A 19,105-nucleotide genomic window follows, 5' to 3' on the forward strand; every position below is an offset into this window, starting at 1 on the left:
AGGTAAGTTATTGTTTTTAATGATTTTTTTATTACGACAGTGCATCTATTCTAATGACTAAAGTGCTTAAATAGGTGGAACAAATAGGGCTTTTCGTCTAGAATATGAGGTTTTCCGCTATGCATTGCACATGTTTTCAGCATTTGCCTTCTTAGTTGGAGCCTGCAGTTTTGAAAGAAATTGCTTTGGCTTGTAATCAACCCGTTTTCATTTTAGATTTTAAGGAATAAATATGGTCGTCATTCGACTGGCACGCGGCGGTTCTAAGAAGCGCCCTTTTTACAGCATCGTTGCTACTGATAAACGCAACCGTCGTGACTCGAACTTCATCGAGCGCATTGGTTATTTCAATCCAAAAGCTGCAGAAGCTGAACAAGCTATGCGCGTTGCTCAAGATCGTTTGAGCTATTGGACTGGTGTTGGAGCGCAGATTTCTCCAACCGTTAAGCGTTTGATCAAAGATCATCCTGCAGTCTAAAAACTGTTTTGCTAAGAGCTTAGTCAACATGATTGAGCTCTTAGTAGCAGGACTATTTAGGGGTGATAGGGTGACTTGCATATGAGCACACCTTCCCTAGAAGATTTAATTGAACTGGGCTCTATTCAAGATGCTCAAGGCTTGCGGGGCCAACTTAAGGTTCGTCCATATTCATCTGATCCCGTAGCCTTACTTTCTAGCAAGACTGTTTGGCTCTCTCTATTGCCGCGGATGGCGGCTGCTCAGACTAGCGTCAAACCTTCCTTAGAGTTGTATCAGCTCAAGCAAGCGAAGATGCACAGTGGTACTGTCGTCATTACTCTTGATGGTGTGACTGATCGTGATCAAGCCTTGGCCTTGAAGGGTGCACGCATTTTGGTGGCGCGTGATACTTTCCCAAAAGCAGAGGCAGATAGTTATTACTGGGTCGATTTGATTGGTTGTGATGCCGTTAATTTACAAGGTGACAATTTAGGTCAGGTTTTAGATGTGACTGAAAATGGTGCGCATGGTGTGATTACTTTGGGTAATCTTGCTGAAGGCACAACGAAGCAGTTAATTCCCTTTGTCAAAGACGTAGTGCAAAGCGTAGACTTATCTAAGAAACTCATTACGCTTGATTGGCAAGCAGATTGGTAAAGCATGATGCGCTTTGATGTTCTCACCATCTTTCCAGAAATGTTCTCCGCATTAACGCAATGGGGAGTCACTGGTCGCGCATGTGAGCAGGATTTAGCTCAAGTAAAACTATGGAACCCCAGAGACTATTCAAGCGATTCCCGTAAGACGGTCGATGATCGTGCCTATGGGGGCGGCCCTGGCATGGTGATGATGGTCAAACCATTGGAAGACACGGTCAATGCCATCAAGACCGACCATCAGGCGCAAAATCTCTCCAGCGGCCCCGTTTGTTTACTGGCACCTCAAGGGGAGCGGTTTTCTCAAAAATTGGCCTCAGACCTCCTCAAAAGAAGCAATTTGACCCTGATTTGTGGCAGATATGAGGCAATTGACCAACGTTTTGTTGACCGAAATGTAGACCTGCAGATCTCCCTGGGGGATTTCGTTGTTTCTGGGGGTGAAATCCCTGCTATGGCCATCATGGACGCCTTAATTAGGCTGATTCCGGGAGCTTTGGGGGATGATGAGTCTGCCCTGCAGGATAGCTTTATGAACGGTCTTTTGGACTATCCCCACTACACCCGGCCAGAGGTCTATGAAAATTTATCGGTACCGGACGTGCTTTTAGGCGGACATCACGCTAAAATAGCGGATTGGCGTCGGCAGAAGTCTCTTGAGCTGACGTTAAGGATCAGGCCAGATCTTATTGAATTGGCCAGAGCCAATGGGTTACTAAGTCGAGAAGATGAGCGGTTCCTTCAAGATTTAGTGAAATGATTTAACTACATCCTCTATCAGGTCCGTTGATGAAAGTCTCGGGATTGAACTCTGACAAGATGTTTAAGGATTCAAAATGAACTTAATTGAAAAAATTGAGCAAGAAGAAATTGCTCGCCTCACTGCCAACAAAACGCTACCAAGTTTTGCTCCTGGCGATACGATTGTTGTAAGCGTTAACGTCGTTGAAGGCACTCGTAAACGTACTCAGGCTTTTGAAGGTGTCGTTATTGCTAAACGCAATCGTGGTCTGAACTCCAATTTCATCGTGCGTAAGATCTCTTCTGGCGAAGGTGTTGAGCGTACATTCCAAACTTACTCTCCACTGATCGCTAGCATTGAAGTGAAGCGTCGTGGCGACGTACGTCGCGCTAAGCTCTACTATTTGCGTGATCGTTCAGGTAAGTCTGCACGTATTAAAGAAAAGCTTCAAGCTCGCGTTAAAGAAGTGGCTGCTCCAGCTGCTGAATAATCTGAGCCCTTGGCTTGCTATCAAAAAGGCGACTTCGGTCGCCTTTTTATTGCCCTAAAATCGAACTATGTCTAAAGCCTCCTCTCCTGAACACATGCAGTTGAATGTTGCAGCGCCCCCAGGGTTTGATGCAGAGGCAATCCCAATTCATTTGCAGTGTAGCCAAGACCCAAAGGTATCTCCCCAAATCTTGCAGCCAGAACAACTGCGGCAACGTATTCAAAATCCTCCGCAATGGCAACCTGAGATTACCGATGAGAACCGTCATGTCATTGCAGCCGATATTATTGCCAAGCGTCAAGCGGCAGGGAAAATTACCCAGGCTGCAGTACTCATTCCCCTCTTGTTAAAGGAGGGCGGTTTATCGGTATTACTCACTCAGAGAACGCAGCATCTTCATGATCACGCTGGGCAAATTAGTTTCCCGGGTGGCCGCATGGATCCGGAGGACCTCACTCCAGAAAATACTGCCTTACGTGAGAGTCAGGAAGAGATTGGTCTAAACCCTGCTAATGTTGAAATCATTGGGCATTTACCTCAATATCTGACAGTGTCTGGATACAGCGTCACTCCGGTTATAGGTTTAGTTCAGGCTCAGGCAGAATATCTCCATGACGAGTTTGAGGTGGCGGACGTCTTTGAAGTGCCCCTGAGCTTTCTGATGAACCCAGCTAATCATCAAGTCCGTATCTGGCAGAGTGCGCAGGGGATGCGCCGTTTTTATGCCATGCCCTACGAGAATCGGTTCATCTGGGGCGCTACTGCCGGTATGTTGCGTAACCTGTATCATTTATTAAAAGCATGACTTTCTTCTCAATTCTCATCGCCCTGATTGCTGAGCAATATCGCCCAGTCAACGCTAATCATTGGATTCGGCGGATGAGCGATCGCTGGTTAGATTGGATCGCCAAAGAGTTCGGTGGCAAGAATCAAGAGGGCGCAAGTCCAGTAGGTGCAAGAATTGCTTGTGCCATCGCTTTTATTCTTCCGACCTTTATCGTATTCTGTATTTATATTGCTTGTATGCTGAAGTACGCGATTCTAGGTTTCATCTGGAATGTCATCATTGCTTATCTCTTTTTTGGCTTTCGCCAATTTAGCCATTCCTTTACTAAAGTTCACGAAGCAATTGAGGTTCATGATTTGCCTGCCGCTCGTGCCGCTTTAGCCCAGTGGTATGGCCCAGATTTAGATGTGAGCAATCTGAATGAAACCGAAGTTATCTCTTTAGCACTTGAGCGAGCCATTGTGGGCGCCCATCGCCATGTCTTTGGAGTGCTATTTTGGTTCCTGATGCCGCTTGGCCCCGCCGGAATTGTGATGTATCGCTTGGCAGACACGGCTATTACACGTTGGTCTGCTAAAGGTGATTTCAACCTCAGCGAGGCGGCTCGTTACTTTTTCTATGTGATTGATTGGATTCCATCACGTATTACAGCGATGGGCTTTGCCATCGTAGGTAATTTTGAAGATGCTGCTTATGCGTGGCGTCACCTTACTCATAAATGGGCTGACTCTATCAATGCAGTGATTTTGTCTGCTGGTAGTGGCGCGCTTGGCGTGCGTTTAGGTGAACCCTTAGCCGAGCCCGATAGTGATCAAGCTTTGCTCATGGCAGAAGCGGGTGAGCCTCAGATTTATGAAATTGGTATCGAACCTACCGAAAGAACTATGCGCTCAGCAGTAGGCTTAGTGTGGCGCTTAGTTATCGTTTGGTTGGCTTTGTTGTTAATGCTGACCATCGCTCTTTGGCTTGGGTAATTCCCTGTAGCTGCGTATCCGCTGTTCTCGAATCCGAGTGTAATTGTCTAAATAGCGCCAGTCTTTCTGGCGCGATTTCATTCTTCTCAACCGCCTCCCGAATCACGCAGCCTGGCTCGGATTGATGGGCGCAGTTATGAAAGTGGCACTTTCCTAAAAGCGGTTGGAACTCTCTAAAGGCATGCTGGAGTTCGCTTACTGACATATGGGCAAGCCCAAATTCTTGAAAGCCCGGGGAGTCGATTAAAGCCCCCAACTTCCCTGAAGGGTTTCTTCCCCAAGACTCAGGAAGTTCGAAGTAACGACAGGCTGTGGTGGTGTGTTTACCCGTATCCAGTCTGACGGAATACTCTTGGGTAATAGCAGCAGCATTGGGTACCCAAGCATTGAGTAGGCTCGATTTTCCCATACCGGATTGACCCACAAAGACAGAGACTTTGCCTTGCAGCGCAGGACGCAGGGCCTCAATCGAGGCACTATCAAACTTGGCAGATACTTCACTGACGGGATAGCCCATTCGTGCATAAGGCTCAATCAGTTTGCGGGCATGCGCTAAGTTCTCGGGCAGATCAGACTTATTAAGCAGAATATGCAAATCAATTTGATTGGCCTGCGCAGCAACAACGGCTCGACCTAAGAGATCTGGCGAGAAAGCAGGCTGGGTAGCCAGTACCACTAAAATTTGATCCACATTTGAAGCAATCAATTTGCTCTTGAATGCATCTGAGCGATAGAGTAAATTTCGGCGTGGCTCGATCTCGACCAGGCGGGCTTGGTCAGCCGAAGTACTTTCTAGCAACATCCGATCACCTACGGCACCAATATGTTGTTTGGCAGGAGTACTTACTTGAATCAGGGGTCCATCGGGCGACTCATTGCCAGATGAGTCTTGTGCCAAACGCTGCGCTAAATAATGTCGACCATAAGAAGCCGTCAGTAGCGCGCGAAACTGTGCCATCAGTTTGCTGAACTCTTTTGCAGATTCGCGATCCGTAATGGAGCGGGTGGATGAGAACTATAGAAAGCGGTATAGATTGGATCAGGTGTTAGCGTAGAGGCATTGTCTTGATATAACTTCACTAGTGCTGCAATGAGATCACTCGCAGAGGATTTGCTAGCAGCAAAGTTATCAGCCTCGTATTCATGTTTACGAGAGGCGAGGCTACCTAGTGGTGTGAAGAAGAAGGTAAACACAGGTGAGACCAGCATAAAGAGTGCCAGAGCTAAGCCCCCGTTATAGCCATCCATACTCGGCATTACCCCGAGATCCTCGTAGAACCAAACCTGTGTGCTGATCCAGCCTAGTAAGGCAAAGACCCCAAAGCTTAAGGCGAAAGAAAATAAAAGCCGCTTACGAATATGATTACACTTAAAGTGACCGAGTTCATGAGCGAGGACAGCCTCAACTTCATTGGCATTGAGTTTCTCAATCAAGGTATCAAAGAAAACAATCCGCTTGGCCTTACCCATACCGGCAAAGAAAGCATTGCCATGCGCACTCCGCTTGCTGCCATCCATTACAAAAAGACCTTGGCTAGCAAAGTCACAACGCTTTAGTAGTGCCTCAATTTGTGTCTTTAGAGCGCCATCTTCCAGCGCTTGGAATTTATTGAAGAGGGGCGCAATAACACTGGGGAAAATCCATTGCATTAATAGACTGAACACAGTGAGGACAGCCCAAGCCCAGAGCCACCAGAAGCTACCTGCTTGGGCCATCAAGCTTAAGATGATCCACAGCAAGGGAATACCAATCACTCCACCTAAGAGGACGCCTTTAAGCAAATCGATAAAAAAGAGTTTCTTTGACATGCGATTGAAGTCAAACCGCTCTTCTAGGTGAAACTGTTTGTACCAAGAGAAGGGCAGATCAATCGCACTTGAGATCAGCACAATCGAAACAAGCAAAGCGATCTGTTGAATAATGCCCTGACCAAGACTGCCAATCAGAATGAGGTTGAGGATTTGGAGTCCGCCCAGTAAAGTGAAGCCAATCAGCACAATCGCGCTGACGCTATTCTCTAAAATACCCAGGCGTAATTTAGCAATCGTATAGTCAGCAGCTTTTTGGTGTTCTGCTAATGAAACTTTTTGGACAAATTCTGTGGGCACCTGAGCGCGGTGTTTTGCAACATAGCGAATTTGGCGTTGAGAAAGCCAGTAACGAAGGCCGAAACTGGTGGCAAAGGCGATTAAAAAAACAATTGTGAATGTCATGAGATGATTATAGTTATGAGTGAAAATATTGAGTCCCAGGCCCCCAAAAATGTCCCAAGCAGCCCTCCTGCCAGTGAGAACCTCATTTGGGTTGATATGGAGATGTCAGGCTTAAATCCAGAAACTGAGCGTATTCTAGAAATCGCCATTATTGTTACTGATGCCCACCTCAATACCATTGCGACTGCTCCAGTCTGGGTGGTCCATCAGGATGACACTGTTTTAGATGCCATGGATGCATGGAACAAGGGCACCCACGGCAGATCTGGTCTGATCGATAAAGTCAAAGCGTCTGTGCTCGATGAGGCAACGGTTGAGGCTCAATGTATTGCCTTTCTCAAGCAACATATCAAAGCAGGCATTGCGCCGATGTGCGGTAATACCGTCGGCCAAGATCGGCGTTTTATGGCTCGGTATATGCCTAAACTAGAGGCCTACTTTCATTACCGAAATATTGACGTCTCAACCCTCAAAGAGCTTTGTAAGCGGTGGCACCCTGAACTACTCAAGGGCTTTACCAAGCAACAGGCCCATACAGCCCTGGCTGATATTGAAGAATCTATCGAAGAGTTAAAGTATTACCGCGAAAAGTTTATCGTGCCGCTACCTCAATAGCAGGGCAATTATTTCTTGATAGCGCTTTTGGGTCTAAATGCCTTGACGACACTTTCTTGGACCTCAATATAAGGACCGCCAATCAGATCGATACAGTAGGGTACAGCAGCAAAGATGCCAGGGACAATCGATTTGCCTTCGGAATCCTTTAAGCCCTCCAAAGTTTCTTGAATTGACTTAGGTTGTCCCGGTAAATTGATAATTAAAGCAGCATGGTTCTCAATTTCTCGCAGAACAGCAGTTTGCCGCGACAAAATAGCGGTAGGTACAAAACGCAAACTGATCTGTCGCATTTGCTCACCAAACCCAGGCATTTCCCGGGTGCCAGCAGCAATGGTTGCTTCAGGGGTGACATCGCGGCGTGATGGCCCTGTCCCACCAGTTGTTAGAACTAAATCGCAAGCTTCTTGATCAACCAATTCAATAATATTTTTGGTAATGATATGAGATTCATCCGCAATCAAGCGCTCAGAGAAAGTACAGGGATTAAGCATGGCTTTTTCAAGCCAAGTCTTGAGGGCTGGTATGCCTTCGTCGGTATAAACACCTTGACTGGCTCGGTCAGAGATCGAGATTAGGCCAATTTTGATCGAATCCGGGGCGGCTTCTGTATGCTTCATGTTTCTATTCTAGCTATTATTGAGACATGTTTACTTATTCATCCAATCAGTTTCAAGAAACCATCGAGTTTATGCTGGCAGAGGCTAGGCGGAGAGGCGCCTCTGATGCAATTGCTGAAGTCTCCGAAGGTCAAGGCCTAGCAGTGACTGTCCGCAAGGGTGAAGTAGAAACTATTGAGCAAAGTCTCGACAAACAAGTTGGGGTTACTGTTTTTCTGGGACAGCGCCGGGGTAATGCCAGTACCAGTGATTTTTCTCAAGCATCCTTGCGCGCAACCGTAGAGGCTGCGTACCATATCGCTCAACATACCGCCGAGGATGATTGTGCAGGTCCAGCAGAGCCCGAGCTTTTAGAGAAAAAACCGAAAGACTTGGATTTATTTCATTCATGGGCAATTGATGCAATTGAGGCCGTAGAGATTGCGCGCGCTGCGGAAGCTGCCGCCTTTGCGGTCAGTAAACAAATTCGCAATAGTGATGGCGCCTCAGTATCAGCGCATCACGGGCATTTTATGATGGGGACTACAAATGGTTTTATGGGAGGCTATCCTTTCTCACGCCATTACATTTCATGCGCACCGATTGCGAACGGCCTGACTAAAAAATCAGGTATGCAACGTGACGACTGGTACTCCAGCTCTCGAGTGCCCAAGGAGTTAGCGGAGCCCGCTGCGATTGGAAAATACGCAGCGCAGCGAGCACTCTCTCGTCTGAATGCAAAATCGATTAGTACCCGTCGTTGTCCAGTGATCTTTGAAGCCCCGCTGGCTGCTGGCCTGATGGGTGGGTTAGTCCAAGCAGTTTCAGGTGGAGCTTTATATCGTAAGTCGAGCTTCTTATTGGATAGTTTGGGTAAAGCAGTACTCCCTAAGCATGTCAGTCTGATTGAAGAGCCGCATCATCATGCGATGATGGGTAGTGCGCCATTTGATGAAGAAGGTGTTAAAACCCATGCGCGTACTGTGGTAGATCAAGGAATTTTGCAAGGTTATTTTCTGTCGACCTATTCAGCACGTAAGTTGGGTATGAAAACTACTGGTAATGCGGGCGGCTCACACCACCTCACATTCCAAAGTAAAAAAACGTGTAAGGGTGGATTACCTGCGCTACTAAAAGAAATGGGCACCGGTTTATTGGTAACTGAACTGATGGGGCAGGGCGTGAATTACGTTACTGGTGACTACTCTCGAGGGGCTTTTGGGTACTGGGTCGAGAACGGTGAAATTCAGTATCCAGTCGAAGAAGTGACGATTGCTGGCAATCTGCGCGACATGCTAATGGATATTGCGATGATTGGCAGTGATACTTTGGTTCGGGGCAGCAAAGAAACCGGATCGATCTTGATTGGCTCAATGACCGTCGGCGGTAAGTAAGCTTTACTTGCGCTCTAGAGTAACAAAGTCAAAGTGAATGTCGCCTTCGACATTCGGGATGCGTTCTACCTCATGCCAATGGACTGGGTCTGGAATCTCAAAGAAGGTATCTCCATCCTGTACGTCGAGTTTGATTTCAGTCAGGTATAGGCGATCCGCTAAAGGGAAGGCTTGGGTAAAGAGCTGCTCTCCGCCGATCACAAATACTCGGGGGAACTCTGCAAGACTAGCAAGCGCTTCCTCTAAAGAGTGAACGACTTCACCACCATTGAGCTGGAGATCAAGATTGCGTGTCACAACAATATTGCGGCGACCCGGAAGTGGACGACCAATGGATTCCCAAGTCTTGCGACCCATGATGACAGGATGACCCATGGTCACGCGCTTGAAGAATTGAAGATCTGCTGAGATCTTCCAAGGCATTTGATTGTCTCGCCCAATTACATGATTCTGTGAACGAGCAACAATCATTGAGATTGCAGGTTGCGCCATGATTAAACCGCTACCGGCGCTTTGATATGAGGATGAGATTCATAGCCGACAATCTCAAAGTCTTCGAACTCATAATCGAACAGAGAGTCTGGCTTGCGCAAAATATTGAGCTTAGGTAGAGGGAAGAATTCTCTAGATAATTGGAGCTCAACTTGCTCAAGATGATTACTATACAAGTGGCAGTCACCGCCAGTCCAAATAAAGTCACCTACCTCTAAATTACATTGCTGAGCAACCATGTGCGTTAGCAAAGCATAGCTCGCAATGTTGAAAGGAACCCCTAAAAAGATATCTGCACTGCGCTGGTAGAGCTGGCACGAGAGTTTGCCATCCGCAACATAGAACTGAAAGAAAGCATGACAAGGTGCTAGTGCCATTTTGGGGATATCTGCTACGTTCCATGCTGAGACAATGATGCGACGAGAATCAGGATTCTTTTTGATGGTCTCGAGCACTTCAGTGATCTGATCGATGTGTTGGCCATTGGGCGCTGGCCAGGAACGCCATTGATATCCATAGATTGGACCAAGATCACCATCGGGCGCGGCCCATTCATTCCAAATCGAGACGCCACGCTCTTTTAACCAATTGTTATCAGTGCTACCTTTGAGGAACCAGAGTAATTCATAGATGATGGATTTAAGATGGAGTTTTTTGGTTGTCACCATCGGAAAACCGTCGGCCAAATTAAAGCGCATCTGGTGGCCAAAAACCGAGAGTGTGCCAGTGCCTGTTCTGTCAGATTTGGGGGTTCCCTTGGCGAGAACTTCTTTCATCAGGTCGTGATATTGGCGCATGATTAGTAAAGTGTAATGTAAAAGGGCTTCACTCTGTATTCCCCACCCCAAGGACTTTGTGAAGCTTGGTTGAGGTGGTGGTGTATTGGAGTTGAATGGTTTTTTCAGGGCTCAGATAGGCTGCAGCTGCAAAGGCTGCCAAGGCTGCTTCATGAAAGCCCGACAGAATCAGTTTCTTCTTCCCAGGATAGAGGTTGATATCACCTACCGCGAATATTCCTGGCGTACTAGTTTGGAACTTTTCGGTATCAACTGTAATTTGCTTACGATCAATATCCAAGCCCCAGTCGGCGATAGGACCTAATTTAGGGGACAGGCCGAAGAATGCCAACATCACATCACAAGGCACAGAGCTCTTGGTGCCATCAATACCAGTGACAAATAGCTCACTCAGTTTTCCATCATGGACTTCAAACCCAGATAGTTGCCCGATCTTGAGATTGATCTTCCCAGCGTCACAAAGCTCACGCATTTTGGAAACGGATTTTGGTGCAGCCTTAAAGTCATCGCGCCGATGAATCAGAGTCAACTGACTGACCTTATCCGCAAAATATAAAGCCCAATCGAGTGCAGAATCTCCGCCGCCACAGATCACCATATTTTTACCAACGAATTGCTCGGGATCTTTGACTCGATAAAACACTTGTGTGCCATCAAATCTATCAATGTCATCGAGCGGAACCAGTCGCGGTTGGAATGCGCCGACACCAGCGGCAATAAAAACGGTTTTGCTAATGAAGTGCTGATCAGCGCTGGTATGAATATCAAAGCGACCATCAGGTCTCTGAGTGACCATGCTGACCTCTTGCCCCAAATGAAATTGGGCGCCAAAAGGTTCGATCTGTTTTAGAAGATTGTCGGTTAGCTCTTTACCAGTGCAAACTGGTAAAGCGGGGATATCGTAAATCGGTTTATCGGGGTAGAGCTCCATGCATTGGCCACCAATAATGGGTAGCGCATCAATCACATGGACTTTAATTTCTAGAAGACCAAGTTCAAATACTTGGAAGAGCCCCACCGGACCGGCGCCAATGATGACTGCATCGGTTTCAATGGAAGAGGACAAATGGGCGCTCTAAGAGGTGAGTAAGTAAAGCTTACTTAACCAGTTCAGCCAATTTACTTTTAACGTCTTTCCACTCATCAGCGTCGGGTAGAGCGCCTTTGGATTTTGTAATGGACGTCCAAGAGGATGCGAGGTCAGCATTGATTTTGATGAATTGTTGCTGATCTCCAGGGACATCATCCTCTGCATAGATCGCATTGACTGGGCACTCTGGAACGCATACGGCGCAATCAATACACTCGTCAGGATCGATCACTAAAAAATTGGGGCCTTCGCGGAAGCAGTCCACTGGGCAAACGTCCACACAATCGGTGTATTTGCAGCGGATACAAGATTCAGTAACAACGTAAGTCATGGTAATTGGTCAGTTTTCGATTCGGTAGCCCAGGGCATGCCATGGGGATTAAAGGCATTTTAGCCGAATTCACCCTTTTTCTTGGTAAACCCGCTAATTCACTTGAGGTAAAGTCTCTTTTAAGGAGATTTAAATGACTACACAAAATACAGCTAAAAAACCTAAAATTTTCATCGCCAGAGCGATATTTGCAGATGCACTCCCCCAATTAGAGGAGTCTTTTGAGGTGACCTCAAATCAGTCGGATGAGGTATTGACCCCTGAAGAATTACAAAAAGCCCTTGTAGGTATGGATGGCGCCCTAGTATCGGGCGGCGACCGAATTGACGCTAAGGTTTTATCTGCCGCAAAAGACCTCAAAATTGTGGCCAATATTGCAGTGGGTTACAACAACTTGGATATTCCGGCAATGACTGCCGCAGGTGTGATGGGTACCAATACCCCTGATGTCCTAACGGATACAACCGCCGACTTTGGATTTGCTTTGATGATGGCGGCTGCGCGTCGAGTGACTGAATCGGAGCATTGGCTCAGAGCGGGTAAGTGGGAAAAGTGGGCCTTGTTCAACAATCCATTGGGCGTAGATATTCACCACAGCACATTGGGCATTATTGGTATGGGCCGCATTGGACAAGCTATCGCCAAACGCGGTTTAGGTTTTGGTATGAAGGTGATCTATTGCAATCGCAAACGATTGCCAGAGGCACTTGAGCAAGAGTGTGGTGCGACCCATGTATCAAAAGAGGAATTACTAAAAACAGCTGACCATATCATTTTGGTCTTGCCTTACAGTGCAGAGAGTCATCACACGATTGGCGAGAAAGAGCTCTCACTGATGAAGCCCACTGCAACCTTAACGAATATCGCTCGCGGCGGTATTGTGAACGATCTCGCGCTGGCGCAAGCCCTCAAGGCTGGCAAGATCTTTGGTGCTGGCTTAGATGTATTTGAGGGCGAACCGAAGGTAATCCCAGAGTTATTGGCGTGCAGTAATGTAGTGCTCGCACCGCACGTAGGTAGCTCGACTGAGCAGACCCGCAGAGCCATGATGAATTTAGCAATCAAAAATCTGCGCGCAGGACTCGCAGGTCAAAGACCGCCAAACTTAATTAATACAGACTTAATGCAGAACTAGCGTTTGATAAATAATCGAAACAGAGTAATTACTCTGTTTCGATTTCGTCTGATAGCTCGCGCAGAGCCAATTCAATGCCACCAAACTTGCTGGCGACCCAGTTGTAGACTTTGCATGCAATCCATAGCAATGCAAAACCGAGTAGTGCATTCAGAATTAATGCAGAGATCACAGTAAATCCAGGAATTGCACCATCCCGAATAAATGCGACAAACAGGGCTAGGAGAACGATCGGCACCGAGAAGCAGAGGTAAACCAAAACCAGAGTTTTGGCAGTGTGCATCGGATCGAGGAAGACAACTTCTTTTTTAGTGAATTTCATAATGCTGCAATCTTAAAGCAGTCCTTCGAAAAGCGCTACATCTACCCAGTCACCAGCAGCAATATTTTCTTGATCATGAGCAAGAATGACGAAGCAGTTTGCCTCACTCATTGAGCGCAAGATGCCTGCACCCTGGCTACCAGTTAGTCTCACACTGGGCTTACCCTCTGGATCTCGGCTCAAAATAGCCCTTTGAAATTCAGTGCGGCCAGCCTTTTTTCGAATCGCGTTCTCAGCAATCGCTTGAGTGAGTAGAGGTGTAGTGTCCTTGGCGCCATTCAGCTGTAAAAGGGCGGATCGAACAAATTGGTAGAAGGTAACCATCACAGCCACAGGGTTGCCTGGTAGGCCAAAGAAGAGGGTCTTGTGGGCTGGAGTCTTTTCAGGAACTGGCTTTAAAGTGCCAAATGCCATTGGTCTGCCAGGTCGCATGGCAATTTTCCAGAAGCCTACATCTCCAAGCTCTTGTAGAACATGTTTAGTGAAATCCGCCTCACCAACCGAGACCCCGCCACTGGAGATCAGTACATCAGCCTTAACCGCTGCCGCACAGAAGGCTGCCTTTAATGAATCTGGATCATCCCGCACAATGCCGCAATCGATCACATCTAAATTTAAGCGCTTAAGCATGCCAGTTAAGCTGTAGCGATTGCTATCGTAGATGCCACCTTCCTGAAGCGTTTTTCCTAAAGGGGTCAGTTCATCGCCCGATGACAGAATAGCTACTCGTAATTTACGTTTAACCTTTAATGATGCAATTCCCAATGAAGCTGCTAAGCCGAGATCGGCAGGCCGTAAAATTCTGCCGGCAATGATTGCTGGCTTGTTCTTTTGCAAGTCCTCTCCTTTAAGACGGCGGTTATCGCCAGACTTTAAGAGGGATGGATCGAAGACTATCTCATGATCACTTATGCTTACTAATTCTTGGGGGATGACAGTGTCACATGCGCTAGGCATCAGAGCGCCGGTCATGATTTGGATGCATTCTCCTTTTGCAATTTCACCAACAAATGGTTTGCCTGCATAAGCAATTCCAGCTATCTTTAACTGGGTTTTTCCGCTGCCACCCTTCAAGCAAACGCCATCAAAAGCGTAACCATCCATCGCAGAATTATCGGCAGATGGAACATCTATCGGCGAGAGCAGATCTTCTGATAACACCCGATTGAGAGCATCATTGAGTGCCACGAGTTCAGAATCAAGGGGAGATTCTGTGAGCAACTCATTCACCAAGCCGGCGATTGCTTCACGCGCTTGATCTACGCGCAAGGATGAGCTTAGGAGAATAGGATTATTAGGTGAACACTTCATGATGAAGCTTTTTCTAAAGTAAGGAGTTCTTCAGGAGTATTGATATTCGCAAATGCAGATTCTGAATCAAAAACTACTGTACTGCTATTGAGTTCTTTGAACCAGCGATCAATTTTCAAATCACCCAGACTAATAAATTCCTCTAGTGACTTTGATAGTGAGACACGCATCAGACAAAAGACAGGTTGAGCCCAAGTTTTACCTGCAGGATCTTTGCTAGATGCATAGACGAGATCAAAAGATCCCTCAGTCATCTTGGTCACTAGAAGTTCGACTAAGTTTGTTGGTAGTAATGGAGAATCACAAGGGGCAGTTACTAAGTATTCAGTGGGACAGGCCTTTAGGCCAGCTGCAAAGCCTGCTAGAGGCCCTGAGAAGCTCAGATCATCATCACTAATAACTGGGAATCCATAAGTTGAGTACTGTTCAAGATTGCGATTAGCATTGATCAATATTGAACCCACTTGAGGGCGCAGTCGATGAATGACCGATTCAATGAGTGGGCGATGATGAAAGGGAATAAGACCCTTATCAATGCCGCCCATTCTTTGGGCGCGACCGCCAGCAAGAATGAGTCCGGTGATTTCTGTTTGAGAGATCATTAGCCGCCAATGTAAGACATTTCAACTTTGGGTCCTGCTGAAGGTGCTGATTCAAGTAGCGATCCCCGGATTTCAGAATAATGATCATCCCGTTTTGACCAAACGCTCATAATGGCATTGGCAATCTCTAAATCACTTTTGCCTGAACGCAACATAGATTTGAAATCAAAACCATCATTAGCAAAGAGACAGAGATACAGTTGCCCATCTGTTGAAATGCGTGCGCGGGAGCAATCACCGCAAAAGGCTTGGGTCACACTGGAGATCACACCAATCTCGCCAGAACCATCCAGGTAGCGCCAACGTTTAGCGACTTCACCAGAATAATTAGGGGAGATAGGCTCCAGGGGATAGACCGCATGAATTGTTGAAATAACCTCTTGTGAGGGGACTACTTCAGCCATGTTCCAACCATTAGAGCTGCCAACATCCATATATTCAATAAAGCGCAGAACGACACCAGTACCTTTGAAGCGTTTGGCCATAGCAATGATTTCATGTTCATTGCTACCCTTCTTCACCACCATATTCACTTTGATGGATTCAAATCGATTTTCTTGTGCTGCCGCAATACCATCCAATACATCAGCAACTGGAAAATCAACATCATTCATTTTTTTAAAGACAGCATCGTCAAGACCATCGAGACTCACAGTGACGCGCTTGAGTCCGGCTGCTTTAAGAGCAGCAACTTTTTTACGTAAGATGCTGCCATTCGTTGTCAAAGTGAGATCTAGTGCCTCACCTTGAGGGGTCCGAATCTTTGCCAGCATATCAATCAGAACCTCGATATTTTTCCGAAGTAAGGGTTCGCCACCCGTTAAGCGAATTTTTTCTACACCGAGAGATGCAAAGATCGTAGCCAGTCGGGTGATTTCTTCAAAGCTGAGAAGTTCATCATGGGCTAGATAAGGATAGTCTTGATTAAAGACTTCCTTTGGCATGCAATAAGTACACCGAAAGTTACAGCGATCGGTAACAGAAATTCGCAGATCTCTTAAGAGTCGACCTCGAGTGTCTTGGTTTGATGAATTCGGAGATTGAAGTTGAGGAGGAATAGAGGGGGTTAGACCTTTTCCTTCATCAATTCGAATGGGGATGACTTTTTCAACCATCGTTCAATTATGGCTGTGAAACGCGGTTTCTGCCAAACCGCTGAATACCCTAGTAAGGTATCTCGCGGCTTGGAGAATTCGTTTTAAACCGTTTTTTCTTGACCGCCGGTTTCAACTAAAACCATTGGGCCGTCGGGAAGTGTTGCTGGAGCCTTAGGAGTCCGGCCCAAATTCACAGAAATGTGTTCTGTCTGAATTTGAGACTGTACTTCCGAGTGTTTACTGGAGTCGGTAGCTACCCAAACCATGCCAGCCGATTGCACGACATTCTGCAGGGGACTTTCCTCTAGCGCCTTGAAAGCCACTTTAGGAAGTTCAGCTACAGGCTTAGCAATCACTTCAATTGCGGGGGCTGGACTTGCAGATTTTGGACTGCTATGGCTTCTCTGTGTGCGCTCAGGAGTGACAGGAGCAGGCTTGTGCTTACCAAAGCTTTGTGCCAAATTTTGGGTAGGCATTGAAGCAGAGGATCCCGCCATCCCAACAGGAGGTCCCGAGAAAGTAGGCGCTGAAACTGGAGCCGCAGATACAGTGCTCGTAGCAACATCATTGGCTTGACTACTTTCTCCATCATTACGTTCGCCACGCTCGCGTTGACCCCGTCCGCGACCGCGACGATTGCGACCACGACCACGACGCTCTTCACCGTCTGCATTTTGAGGTGCATCAGCTTGAGGGGCCGCCTCACCAGTTGTTGCTGGAGTTGCGGCATTCGCATTGTTTGGTTGACGCTCAGGCTTAGGACCATTTTGATTACGATTGTTACGATTGCGTCCTTGGCCCTGACCTTCTGGGCGAGTTTTTTGCTCACCTGAAGCAGCATCCACAGCGGGCCGCTCAGCACGTTCACCATTGCGATCGTTGCGCTCACCGCGACGTCCACGATTTCGATTATTGCCATTGGCGTTGCGTTGGTTGGGATTACGACCGCGACCACGGTTTTCTTCTGGCTTGACTTCTGGCTCAGCAGATGAGAACAGCTTTTTAATAAAGCCAAACACACCTCCGGAACTTTCCACTTTCTTAGCAGCTTCACGTTGTGGACGTGGCTGACTGATTGGCGCCGGTTGATTTGGTGTGATACCTTTTACCGCAGCTTCAGGACGAACTTTGAGATCAGCATCTTTACGGCTCACGATGGTGTCTGCTTCTAATTCACGAGCGGCTTCTTCAGCCATCACGTAGCTGGCTTTTTGATCGTCTAAGCGAGGATCATCATGACGCAAACGCTCAAGCTTGTAGTGCGGTGTCTCAAGGTGCTTATTAGGCACCATCAAGACATTGACCTTAAAGCGACTTTCGATCTTGATCACTTCAGCGCGTTTCTCATTGAGTAGGAAAGCAGCCACTTCGACTGGTACCTGCGTATGAATCGCAGCGGTATTTTCTTTCATTGCCTCTTCTTGAATGATGCGCAAGACTTGCAGTGCTGAAGACTCGGTATCCCGAATATGGCCTGTGCCATTACAACGTGGGCAGGTGACATGACTACCCTCAGAAAGAGCGGGGCGCAAACGCTGGCGTGACATTTCCATCAAACCAAACTTAGAGATCTTGCCCATCTGAACGCGGGCACGATCATGACGCAAAGCATCGCGTAGGCGATTCTCAACATCCTTCTGTGCTTTACTCGAGTCCATATCAATGAAGTCGATCACAATCAAACCACCCAAGTCACGCAAGCGTGCTTGACGAGCGATTTCATCGGCGGCCTCTAAATTGGTACGCGCTGCAGTTTCTTCAATATCAGATCCACGAGTAGCGCGGGCCGAGTTCACGTCGACCGACACCAAAGCTTCGGTATGGTCAATCACAATGGCGCCGCCAGATGGTAGAGGCACGGTACGTGAGTACGCAGTTTCAATTTGATGCTCAATTTGGAAACGCGAGAAGAGGGGAACATCATCTTGATAACGCTTAACCCGTGGCAAGTTGTCTGGCATGACTACCGACATAAATGCTTGCGCTTGTTCAAAGATGTCGTCGGTATCGATCAGAATTTCGCCAATATCAGGCTGGAAATAATCACGGATCGCGCGAATCACCAAGCTGGACTCTAAATAAATCAGCAGTGGCGCTGAGTTGCCTTGAGCTGCTTCATCAATCGCTTTCCACAACTGCATGAGATAACTTAAGTCCCATTGCAATTCGGTAGCATCACGGCCAATACCAGCGGTACGAGCAATGATGCTCATTCCGTCGGGAATATCCAATTGCGACATGGCATCTCGCAGCTCTTGACGGTCTTCACCCTCAATACGACGAGATACGCCACCTCCGCGAGGATTATTTGGCATCAACACCAAGTAACGACCTGCCAGAGAGATAAAAGACGTTAGGGCAGCACCTTTTTGGCCCCGCTCCTCTTTTTCTACCTGAACAATGATTTCTTGGCCTTCGCGCAAGGCATCTTTAATCGAAGCGTTGCGAACGTCGATACCTTCTTTGAAATAGGTACGGGCTACTTCCTTAAATGGCAGGAAGCCATGCCGTTCTTCACCGTAATTTACGAAGCAGGCTTCGAGGGAAGGTTCAATGCGGGTGATAACCCCTTTGTAAATATTGCCTTTACGTTGTTCACGACCGGCAGCTTCAATATCAATATCTATGAGTTTTTGACCATCGACGATGGCAACTCGCAACTCTTCTTGTTGAGTTGCATTAAATAACATGCGTTTCATAACACTCTCCTAAGGGGGAGGGCGTCGTTGCGCGGTGCGTTAGGGGACAGATTTGTACCAGTGATGGGCAAGCCCATTGGTATAAGAGTGTGGGTCAAACTATTGCCAGTGAATTTCACTGAGCTCACTGAATTCACTGTTCTGTGATTCGGTGCCACACTTGACGCTCGCCACAGAGACCTCCTTTAGGTCATCAATGCAGGCGCGCGCCTGAAAACTGTCTTCTAATCGCGGGTCGCGGCATACGGCACACCAACCCTGCGCCTCATTAAACAGGGGAGGGGCAACCCTGGGAGTC

The 19,105-nt window shown here is 47.3% G+C and carries 21 protein-coding genes; 9 read left to right on the forward strand and 12 right to left on the reverse strand.

Annotation, left to right across the window (positions count from 1 at the left end; translation table 11 throughout):
- Window positions 1-232: 232 nt before the first annotated feature.
- From rpsP to Pas1_RS02445, 6 genes are all read left to right on the forward strand, one after another.
- A complete protein-coding gene (rpsP, locus tag Pas1_RS02420) occupies window positions 233-478 on the forward strand; it encodes a 30S ribosomal protein S16 (RefSeq protein WP_112204750.1) in 246 nt (81 codons plus the stop codon).
- A gap of 81 nt (window positions 479-559) precedes the next feature.
- Window positions 560-1,117, forward strand: a complete 558-nt coding sequence (gene rimM / locus Pas1_RS02425; RefSeq protein ID WP_112294405.1) for a ribosome maturation factor RimM — start codon at window positions 560-562, stop codon at window positions 1,115-1,117.
- A gap of 6 nt (window positions 1,118-1,123) precedes the next feature.
- A complete protein-coding gene (trmD, locus tag Pas1_RS02430; protein ID WP_112294406.1) occupies window positions 1,124-1,876 on the forward strand; it encodes a tRNA (guanosine(37)-N1)-methyltransferase TrmD in 753 nt (250 codons plus the stop codon).
- 76 nt (window positions 1,877-1,952) lie between these two features.
- On the forward strand, window positions 1,953-2,348 hold the full coding sequence (rplS, locus tag Pas1_RS02435; protein ID WP_112204746.1) for a 50S ribosomal protein L19: 396 nt from the start codon (window positions 1,953-1,955) through the stop codon (window positions 2,346-2,348).
- 67 nt (window positions 2,349-2,415) lie between these two features.
- A complete protein-coding gene (locus Pas1_RS02440) occupies window positions 2,416-3,153 on the forward strand; it encodes a CoA pyrophosphatase (protein WP_112204743.1) in 738 nt (245 codons plus the stop codon).
- Window positions 3,150-4,109 (forward strand): CobD/CbiB family protein, encoded by a 960-nt coding sequence (locus Pas1_RS02445; RefSeq protein WP_112204741.1) that lies wholly within the window; start codon window positions 3,150-3,152, stop codon window positions 4,107-4,109. The genes Pas1_RS02440 and Pas1_RS02445 overlap by 4 nt, the downstream gene beginning before the upstream one ends.
- On the opposite strand, the gene rsgA is transcribed toward Pas1_RS02445, so the two are convergent.
- A complete protein-coding gene (gene rsgA / locus Pas1_RS02450; RefSeq protein WP_112204739.1) occupies window positions 4,054-5,067 on the reverse strand; it encodes a ribosome small subunit-dependent GTPase A in 1,014 nt (337 codons plus the stop codon). The genes Pas1_RS02445 and rsgA overlap by 56 nt on opposite strands.
- Window positions 5,067-6,323: a M48 family metallopeptidase gene (locus tag Pas1_RS02455; protein WP_112204737.1), complete on the reverse strand. Its 1,257-nt coding sequence runs from the start codon at window positions 6,321-6,323 to the stop codon at window positions 5,067-5,069. Before Pas1_RS02455 ends, rsgA begins: the two co-directional genes overlap by 1 nt.
- Window positions 6,324-6,338: 15 nt before the next feature.
- Here Pas1_RS02455 and orn point away from each other — a divergent pair, with 15 nt between their 5' ends.
- Window positions 6,339-6,938, forward strand: a complete 600-nt coding sequence (orn, locus tag Pas1_RS02460) for an oligoribonuclease (protein WP_112204735.1) — start codon at window positions 6,339-6,341, stop codon at window positions 6,936-6,938.
- A gap of 8 nt (window positions 6,939-6,946) precedes the next feature.
- Here orn and mog read toward each other — a convergent pair whose 3' ends face one another.
- On the reverse strand, window positions 6,947-7,558 hold the full coding sequence (gene mog / locus Pas1_RS02465) for a molybdopterin adenylyltransferase (RefSeq protein WP_112204733.1): 612 nt from the start codon (window positions 7,556-7,558) through the stop codon (window positions 6,947-6,949).
- A 26-nt stretch (window positions 7,559-7,584) separates the two neighbouring features.
- On the opposite strand from mog, the gene pmbA reads away from it, so the two are divergent.
- Window positions 7,585-8,931, forward strand: coding sequence for a metalloprotease PmbA (gene pmbA, locus Pas1_RS02470; protein ID WP_112294407.1), 1,347 nt, complete (start codon window positions 7,585-7,587; stop codon window positions 8,929-8,931).
- Window positions 8,932-8,934: 3 nt separating this feature from the next.
- Here pmbA and Pas1_RS02475 read toward each other — a convergent pair whose 3' ends face one another.
- From Pas1_RS02475 to fdxA, 4 genes are read right to left on the reverse strand one after another with little or no spacing between them, the layout of a single operon-like run.
- A complete protein-coding gene (locus Pas1_RS02475; protein ID WP_112204728.1) occupies window positions 8,935-9,423 on the reverse strand; it encodes a dihydrofolate reductase in 489 nt (162 codons plus the stop codon).
- A 2-nt stretch (window positions 9,424-9,425) separates the two neighbouring features.
- The gene (locus tag Pas1_RS02480) at window positions 9,426-10,220 is read right to left on the reverse strand and encodes a thymidylate synthase (protein WP_112204726.1); all 795 of its coding nucleotides are present in this window, start codon (window positions 10,218-10,220) and stop codon (window positions 9,426-9,428) included.
- 28 nt (window positions 10,221-10,248) lie between these two features.
- Complete coding sequence (locus Pas1_RS02485) at window positions 10,249-11,286, reverse strand: NAD(P)/FAD-dependent oxidoreductase (protein ID WP_112294408.1); 1,038 nt, start codon at window positions 11,284-11,286, stop codon at window positions 10,249-10,251.
- Between the two features lie 31 nt (window positions 11,287-11,317).
- The gene (gene fdxA / locus Pas1_RS02490; RefSeq protein WP_112204722.1) at window positions 11,318-11,641 is read right to left on the reverse strand and encodes a ferredoxin FdxA; all 324 of its coding nucleotides are present in this window, start codon (window positions 11,639-11,641) and stop codon (window positions 11,318-11,320) included.
- Window positions 11,642-11,774: 133 nt separating this feature from the next.
- On the opposite strand from fdxA, the gene Pas1_RS02495 reads away from it, so the two are divergent.
- The gene (locus Pas1_RS02495) at window positions 11,775-12,776 is read left to right on the forward strand and encodes a 2-hydroxyacid dehydrogenase (RefSeq protein ID WP_112204720.1); all 1,002 of its coding nucleotides are present in this window, start codon (window positions 11,775-11,777) and stop codon (window positions 12,774-12,776) included.
- Window positions 12,777-12,804: 28 nt separating this feature from the next.
- Here Pas1_RS02495 and Pas1_RS02500 read toward each other — a convergent pair whose 3' ends face one another.
- The 5 genes from Pas1_RS02500 to Pas1_RS02520 form a co-directional block, all read right to left on the reverse strand.
- Window positions 12,805-13,098: a hypothetical protein gene (locus Pas1_RS02500; protein ID WP_112204718.1), complete on the reverse strand. Its 294-nt coding sequence runs from the start codon at window positions 13,096-13,098 to the stop codon at window positions 12,805-12,807.
- Between the two features lie 12 nt (window positions 13,099-13,110).
- Window positions 13,111-14,409: a molybdopterin molybdotransferase MoeA gene (gene moeA, locus Pas1_RS02505; protein WP_112294409.1), complete on the reverse strand. Its 1,299-nt coding sequence runs from the start codon at window positions 14,407-14,409 to the stop codon at window positions 13,111-13,113.
- Window positions 14,406-15,011, reverse strand: coding sequence for a molybdenum cofactor guanylyltransferase MobA (gene mobA, locus Pas1_RS02510; protein WP_112204714.1), 606 nt, complete (start codon window positions 15,009-15,011; stop codon window positions 14,406-14,408). The genes moeA and mobA overlap by 4 nt, the downstream gene beginning before the upstream one ends.
- A complete protein-coding gene (gene moaA, locus Pas1_RS02515) occupies window positions 15,011-16,126 on the reverse strand; it encodes a GTP 3',8-cyclase MoaA (protein WP_112204712.1) in 1,116 nt (371 codons plus the stop codon). The genes mobA and moaA overlap by 1 nt, the downstream gene beginning before the upstream one ends.
- Window positions 16,127-16,209: 83 nt before the next feature.
- On the reverse strand, window positions 16,210-18,807 hold the full coding sequence (locus Pas1_RS02520; RefSeq protein WP_112294410.1) for an Rne/Rng family ribonuclease: 2,598 nt from the start codon (window positions 18,805-18,807) through the stop codon (window positions 16,210-16,212).
- Window positions 18,808-19,105 lie beyond the last annotated feature (298 nt).

Source organism: Polynucleobacter paneuropaeus (assembly GCF_003261235.1).
In the GTDB taxonomy this organism is placed as follows: Bacteria; Pseudomonadota; Gammaproteobacteria; order Burkholderiales; family Burkholderiaceae; genus Polynucleobacter; species Polynucleobacter paneuropaeus.